The organism is Mycobacterium sp., assembly GCF_051006775.1.
GTDB lineage: Bacteria > Actinomycetota > Actinomycetes > Mycobacteriales > Mycobacteriaceae > Mycobacterium.
In genome coordinates, this window is the sequence record NZ_JBPCSX010000059.1 from 1 (window position 1) to 7051 (window position 7051).

At 67.3% G+C, this 7051-nt stretch carries 7 protein-coding genes and 1 pseudogene; all 8 read left to right on the plus strand.

All coding sequences use genetic code 11. From position 1 onward, the window contains the following. The first annotated feature begins 209 nt into the window (after window positions 1-209). A complete protein-coding gene (locus tag ACR2JI_RS04810) occupies window positions 210-509 on the plus strand; it encodes a PE domain-containing protein (RefSeq protein ID WP_526388578.1) in 300 nt (99 codons plus the stop codon). 10 nt (window positions 510-519) lie between these two features. Then, a complete protein-coding gene (locus tag ACR2JI_RS04815; RefSeq protein WP_526388580.1) occupies window positions 520-1713 on the plus strand; it encodes a PPE domain-containing protein in 1194 nt (397 codons plus the stop codon). 103 nt (window positions 1714-1816) lie between these two features. Continuing rightward, window positions 1817-2122 (plus strand): WXG100 family type VII secretion target, encoded by a 306-nt coding sequence (locus ACR2JI_RS04820; protein ID WP_526388582.1) that lies wholly within the window; start codon window positions 1817-1819, stop codon window positions 2120-2122. 29 nt (window positions 2123-2151) lie between these two features. Continuing rightward, window positions 2152-2439, plus strand: a complete 288-nt coding sequence (locus ACR2JI_RS04825) for a WXG100 family type VII secretion target (protein WP_526388584.1) — start codon at window positions 2152-2154, stop codon at window positions 2437-2439. Window positions 2440-2509: 70 nt separating this feature from the next. Next, entirely contained in the window at window positions 2510-3337 is an 828-nt protein-coding gene (locus tag ACR2JI_RS04830) for an ESX secretion-associated protein EspG (RefSeq protein ID WP_526388586.1), read from the plus strand. Between the two features lie 20 nt (window positions 3338-3357). Then, window positions 3358-4296 (plus strand): annotated as a pseudogene (locus tag ACR2JI_RS04835) (MinD/ParA family ATP-binding protein); the annotation flags it as partial. Beyond that, window positions 4296-5789, plus strand: coding sequence for a type VII secretion integral membrane protein EccD (gene eccD / locus ACR2JI_RS04840; RefSeq protein WP_526388588.1), 1494 nt, complete (start codon window positions 4296-4298; stop codon window positions 5787-5789). The pseudogene ACR2JI_RS04835 and the gene eccD, both read left to right, overlap by 1 nt. A gap of 26 nt (window positions 5790-5815) precedes the next feature. Continuing rightward, window positions 5816-7051: type VII secretion-associated serine protease mycosin (gene mycP, locus ACR2JI_RS04845; RefSeq protein WP_526388590.1), on the plus strand; the 1236-nt coding region annotated here is incomplete at its 3' end.

Consider the following 7051-nt stretch of genomic DNA (forward strand, 5'->3'; position numbering starts at 1 on the left):
CGCCTCTGAGCCACAACTATCGGGCCCGGGCGCTACCCGTCGCGTTTTGTCGGTACGTGGGGGGCACGGCGATAGGCGGCCTGGCTGGCGTCGAGCTGAGCCTGACAGTATTTGCTGCCTACCGGAGAACCTGACTCGACAGATGCGTCCGGCACACCTACGGTCGCCCGTACCCGCAGCAACGGTGCGCGGCAATCGGAAGGATCAGCATGGAACTCGACGTCAACTCAGCAATCATCGCGGCCTCCGCCGCAACCGAGGCCGGCATCAGCGCTGAGATGGCGGCCGCGACATCGACAGCCGCCGCCGCACTCACGACGGCCATGCCGATGGGTGCCGATCTGGACTCGGCGGCATTCGCCGCCGCGGTGAACGCCGCGGGGGCGGCCTACATCGGTACCGCCACCGAACACCTGACCAACCGGGGGTTGTTCGCCGGTTCCCAGGACATCGCCGCGGCGACCTATACCGCGGCCGACATCGTGAACAACACCGCGCTGTCGCTGTAGGCGGCGCACGATGCCCGATCCCGCGTGGCCTTCGTCACCGCCGGAGGTCAACTACCTCCGCCTTGCCGGAACCGGCGCTGCCGGCACGGCCACAACACTGGCGAGTGCCGCCGCATGGCAGGCCGTGGCGGTCACCGATGACGTCGCCTTCTCGGTGTCGAGTGTCAGCACCGCTGTGACAGCCGCCGACTTTCAAGGCGTCGGTGGCGCGAGTTCGTCGAGCACCGCCGCGGAACTGAACGGATCCCTGCAACTTCTGGCCGGCTGGGCCCAGGCGAAACCTCCGCTACTGGCCAGTGCGGTGTCGGCATACGAGACGGCACTGACCACCATGATCCCGGCGGCGGTGTCGCTCGCGAACCGCGCCGAACAAGCCGCCGACGAAGCGATGAACCCCCTTGTCCTCGGGGCCCTGACTCCGGCAATCGTTGCTCTGGACTGCGAATACTTCGGCGAACACTGGCCGCATAACGCCGGCGCCGGTGCGGCGTACGGCGCGACCCTGACCGCGCTGATCGCCGCACTCGCCGTTCCACCACCGGTTCTGCCGCCCAGTTCCGCCGCGGGCGGACCGCTGGCCGCGGCGGCGGCGATGGCACAGGAGGGTGCGCAAGTCGCGGCCGGGCAGGCGATGAAGCAGACAGCGTCGGCAACAGCCAGGAACGCCGCCGCTCCGGTCGAGGCGGCTGCCACGATGGCGCAACCACTGCAGGCCGCGGTGAGCGCCGCCCAGCCGGCCGTCGGGATGGCGCAGGCGCCACTGCAGTCGCTACAGGGGCTGAGCGGGCTGCCGCAGTCGATGGCAGGACCGCTCGCCGGAATGTTCGCACCCGAGAACAGCACGGCTGGTCTTCCGATGATCGGAACAGCGTCGGCACCGACGTCTGTCGGCGGGGTCGCGGGCGGAGCGGGCGCGGCGGGGGCGGGAATCTCGGCGGGCGGACTTCCGGGCGGCGGCCTCACCAGCTACTCCCGACCATCGGCCAGCTTCCCCGCCGAGAACTCCGGCCGGCCGGTGGGCCTCAAGACCGGCCCGCTGAATGCCGCGGAGCTTCGCGGACCGACCGCGGTGGGACCGATGCCGATGGCCCCGGCTTCGGCCGGAATCCCCAGGGACGGCAAAGGCACAGCAAAGGATGACGAGGTCGTGCGTGCTCGGGTCGCCGTGCCGCCGACCAGGACCGATCAGCAAACGCCGGGGTGACGGGCAGGTCGGCTAACAGGGTTTGCCACAGGTGAAGTGACAGCCCTCGTCCACCCCCCAATACTCACCGCAGACACACCACCGAGAACGAGAAGGAGTTCACATGTCACTAGTCGTCACACCCGACGTTCTGCGCACGACACAGCAGGCAATCGAGTCGGCGCTGGAGTACGCAACGTCGGTCGCCAATGGATACCTCAGCAGCCACGAGGGTCTGGGATCCGCTGTCTGGGGCGGCCAGGCGCAACTCGCCTCGATCAACACCGCGGTCCAGATCAACCACGACCTGCAGCAGACCATCACCGGCGGTACCCGTCTGGCCCATGGACTGAGCCAGGCCGCCTCGATGATGGAGCAGCACGAGGCCGACGCCGCCCACAGTCTGACCAGTTTCGCCGCCGGCGCCTGATCACCACGACAGCCACGAAGGGAATCACCATGTCCGACAACATCACCTACAACCACGGCGCGGTCGCCGATTTCGCATCCGACGTAGGCGCGCGATCAAGCCAGCTCATGGAGATCCACGACGACATCCTCCAGCGCACCAACGCCGTTGCGGACTTCTTCCAGGGATCGGCCGCGACGTCATTCCATGCGGCACAGCTGCAGATGCTCCAGGGACTGCGGGGGCTGATCGACACCCTGAACCAGCACGGCAACACCATCAGCAGCGTCAATGACAGCGCGCACCAGACCGACGTGATGATGGGCAATTTGTTCTAGGACATTCAGCCGGTGGGGGCACGAATCACGTTCCCCCACCGGCTGACTCGGGGGAGATGTGGGGGACACGATGTTGACGACGACGCTGGACGGCCTGTGGGTCCTTCAGGTGCTCTCGGGTATCGAGGTGCTGGCCCCGGAACTGGGTTTGCGGCCGCACCTTCCGAGTATCGAGAGCAGACAGGCGGCGATGGTTCATCCGGTCGCCGGAGAGCTCCTCGACGCCGGAGTCATCACCGCCGCGGGGGTGGTCGATGGCACCGTCCTCGAGTGGTTGACGGTTCTCTCGCGACGTGATGTCGCACTACTTATTCAGTCGCGGGAGCCCGGCGATCCCGGGCCGCCGACACGGATGCTGCTCGCTCGCTTCGCCCAATGGTGGGTGGTTCTTGAGCGCTCTGCCGACCTGATCCGACTCAGCGCCGCCGGCACAGCCACCACTGAGCAATCCGCCGGTGCGGCGATCGCCCACCAGATCGACCGACTGTGTGGGCAGATGCCCGCAGCCCTGATGCGCCCGGTGAGTATCCGCACCGGCGAGATGCTCGGTGCCGTCGGCGATATTGCGTCACTGCAGGGCTTTCTGCGCAAGCGGAGATTCGATCCCGAACAGATCCGCACCCTGACTCTCGCCGCACAGCCGGAGCACTCCCGCCAGACCTGCATCGTCGCGATCCAGTCCGGTGCCGCGTCGGGCCGGTGGCATGTCGACGCGGGTGCGGTGACTGTCATCGATACCCCTGAGGGCCGGCTGGTCAGCGAGCAGGTCGACCACGGCGGCGCCTCGTGGACGGTGGTGGCGCCCGGAACAGCAGATGCCGTCGCAACCGCCGTGCGGATGCTGATGCAGCGCCTACCCGCTCACCAAACCTGGTATTCACAGAGAAAGGCCGTCTAGTGACGAACTCATTGAGGGTCGATTCGGTCTCGGAGACTCTGCGGATCTCCGACATGGTCGCTCCGCGGAAGATCGCCCCGGGCTCAGGCTGGCGCAGGCTGGTGCACACCGTCTCGTTCAAGACGGTCAACCCCGGCGAATCCCCCGCCGAGCGACACTATCGCGAACTCCGGGACCGCATCCGCAGGCATATCCGCAAGCAGTATGTGATCGCATTCGTATCCGGCAAGGGCGGCGTCGGCAAGACCACGATGACCGCGTGCATCGGCGGAATCATGCGCGAATGCCGTCCTGATAACGTGGTGGCGATCGACGCCGCGCCCGGATTCGGGACCCTCGCGGGCCGGATCGACGAGTCTCCGCCCGGTGACTACGCCGCCGTGCTCGACGATCCGGATGTCCACGGGTACGCAGATATCCGGGAACACCTGGGGCAGAACGCTGTTGGGCTTGACGTTCTGGCCGGTAACCGTGCATCCGATCAGGCCCGGCCGCTGCTTCCGGCCATGTTCGCCGGCGTGCTGGCACGGCTTCGGCGGACGCACAACATCATTCTCGTCGACACCTCCGACGACCTCGAGCACCCAGTGATGAAGGCGGTGCTGGACTCCTGCGACACCCTGGTCTTCGTATCGGGGCTCACCGCGGACACCTCACTGCCTGTCACCCGCGCCATCGATCTGTTGCGCTCTATGGGCTACCACGAACTCGTATCCCGGAGCCTGGTGATTCTCAACGACAGTCGCAACAGCTACGACCAGGATGCGAAAGCATATCTGGCAGAACGCTTCAGCAGCAGCGGTGCCGACGTGGAGTTCATGCCGTACGACCCGCACCTGGCCGACGGCGGAATCATCGATACCCAGGATGAGATCCGTAAGCAGACCCGACTGCGGTTGTTCGAGATCACCGCCGCGATCGCCGACAAGTACGTTCCCGAAGCCGAGAGGCCACACTGATGGCGACGGTGACGTTGCCCGCACGGTGCGCGGTGGCGGTGATCTGTGGCGACCATCTGATCTCCCAGGTCTACCCGGCTGCCGTTCCTGTCGAGGTGTTCTTCGACAGTGCCGTGGAACTGCTCGGTGATGACCTCCGACGCAGAGGCGCGCCCGGACTGGATCCGGGAGTGGGTTACGAACTCCAGCGTGCGAATGGCAGTCGACTCGATATCGCCAGAACCCTCGAGGATCTCGGTATCGAGGACGGTATGACGCTGGTGCTCGCGCCGGCCTCCGAAGGCGACTCCTTCGAGCCCCAGTGCGAGGCCCTGTCGACCGGACTCGCCGGAGCGGGGAAGAAGCTGTTCAAACCCGTCACCGCTGAGACCGCGGCGCAGACCGCGCTGGCGATTCTCGGTGCGGTCGCGCTGACCGTTCTCGGACTCGCCGTCTACGCCCGGATCCGGACCGACTCCATCTGGCCGGCAGTGGTGACCGGGACGGCGGGCCTTGGGCTCGGCGCCGGCGGGGTCGCCGTATGGCGTTGGTGGCCCGGGCGCAGGGACCTGCTGACCGCACTGGTGTGGCTCGCCGTCCCGCTTCTTACCGCGGGTCTGACGCTGGGACTGCCCGGCGCACTCGGCGCAGCACACCTGTTCGTCGCCGCGCTGGCGACGGCGGTGCTGACATGTGCGGCTGTGGCGGTGACGCATAGGAACCTCAGCGGTGCCGCGACCGTCGTCACCCTCAGCGTCATCGGCGGACTCATCGCGGGTGTGCGCATGTTCGCCGACGTGCCGGCCCAGCGTCTGGGTCTGGGCGCGCTGGTCATGCTCCTGGTGTCACTGTCCATCAGTCCGACCATCGCACTGTGGGCGGCGCGAATCCGTCCACCTCATTTCGGCTCGGTCACCGGTCGGGACCTCTTCCACCGCGGCGATGGACTGCCGATCGACGTGGTCGCACCTGTCGATGACGACAGCGAGGACAGCGCCGACAGCGACATGCCGACAGACAGCACGCCCGGTTGTTCACAGATCACCGATGCGGCGCAGCGGGCCAACGGTGTCCTCACCGGCATCTGCATGGGCAACGCCATCGCGCTTGCACCGGCCATCTGGGCGACGATCACCCCCGGCGGACCGCACGGTGGGGCGGCAGCGGCACTCGCTGTGCTGTTTGTGGTGATTTTCATCAGCCGCGCCCGGGCATTCGCCGACCGACGCCAGGCCGTCACGCTGGTAGGCGGCGCGGTGGCAGGATTCTGCACCGGCGTCGTGCGCTACGCGCTTGATCCGCGGGCGAATTCGGCGACAGCTCTGATCATCACCTCGGCGCTGCTACTGGTGTTCGGCGCCGCAGCACTGGCAGCCGCACTGTGGGTGCCCGGCACCCGCTTCACCCCACTGGTGCGAATGGTGGCCGAGTGGCTGGAACTTGCAGCGATCGTCGCCGCCCTGCCGTTGGCCGCGTGGATCAGCGGTCTGTTCACCTGGGTCCGGATGCGATGAGGCTATTCGCGGTCACTCTCGTGGTGATGCTGACAGCAGGTGCGGCCAATGTTCCTGCTGCACTGGCGATCGCACCGCCCCAGGTGGATCGGCTGCTGGTGCCGGCCGATGGTCCGCCCGCCCCGGAGCAGCCGATGCGGCAAAGCAATGTGTGCGCGACCGCCATCGCGGCCGGGGCGCCTGATGTGATGCGGCCCGCAGCAGGTTTCACCATGCTCAACATCAAGGATGCCTGGCGGTACTCGACCGGGAAGGGGGTGTCGGTCGCCGTCATCGACACCGGAGTCACGCCGAGCCCGCGACTGCCCGCACTGCCCGGCGGCGACTACATCACCGGGGGTGACGGCCTGTCGGATTGCGATGCGCACGGAACACTGGTCGCCTCGGTGATCGCGGCCAGGCCAAGCAACCAGGACGGTGTCGCAGGCGTCGCACCGGATGCCTCAGTGATCTCGATACGGCAGTCCTCCCGGGCCTTCGAACCAAGCAGTCCCGGCCGGGGCGATATCGAGGCACGCAGGAAGGCCGGGACACTGGCCACACTCGCCAGTGCGATCGTGCACGCAGCGAACCTGGGCGCCACAGTGATCAATGTCAGCGTCACCGCCTGTGTCCCGGCGGCGGAAGCACTCGACCAGCGGGCGATCGGGGCGGCGGTCTGGTACGCGGCCACCCAGAAGGATGCGGTGATCATCGCCGCGGCCGGAAACGAGGGCGAGGAGGGGTGCGCACAGAATCCGCAGTTGGATCCGTTGAATCCCAACGATCCCCGCGACTGGTCACATGCGGTGACCATTTCGTCGCCATCGTGGTTCTCCGACTACGTGCTCTCCGTCGGTGCGGTCACGCCAACGGGAACGCCGATTGACAAGAGCCTTGCCGGGCCGTGGCTGGGAGTGGCCGCACCCGGTACCGGCGTGACCGCTCTGTCGCCGCAGAACTCGAGCGCGGTGAACGCCCACCCACCGGCGCGGCCCGCCGAACCAGCCATTCCGCTGTGGGGCACCAGCTTCTCCGCGGCCTACGTCTCCGGGGTGGCGGCGCTGGTTCGTGCCCGATTTCCCGGCCTCTCGGCGCATCAGATCGTCAACCGCATCCTGCGGACCGCGCACAATCCGGCCCGAGGTGTCGACAATCAGGTCGGCCACGGTGTCATCGACCCGGTAGCGGCCCTCACCTTCGACATTCCGCCGGGTGAAGTCGTCGCACCGGGCGCGGGGACACGGCTACTGACTCCCCCTGCCGCGCCTCCACCACCGGAC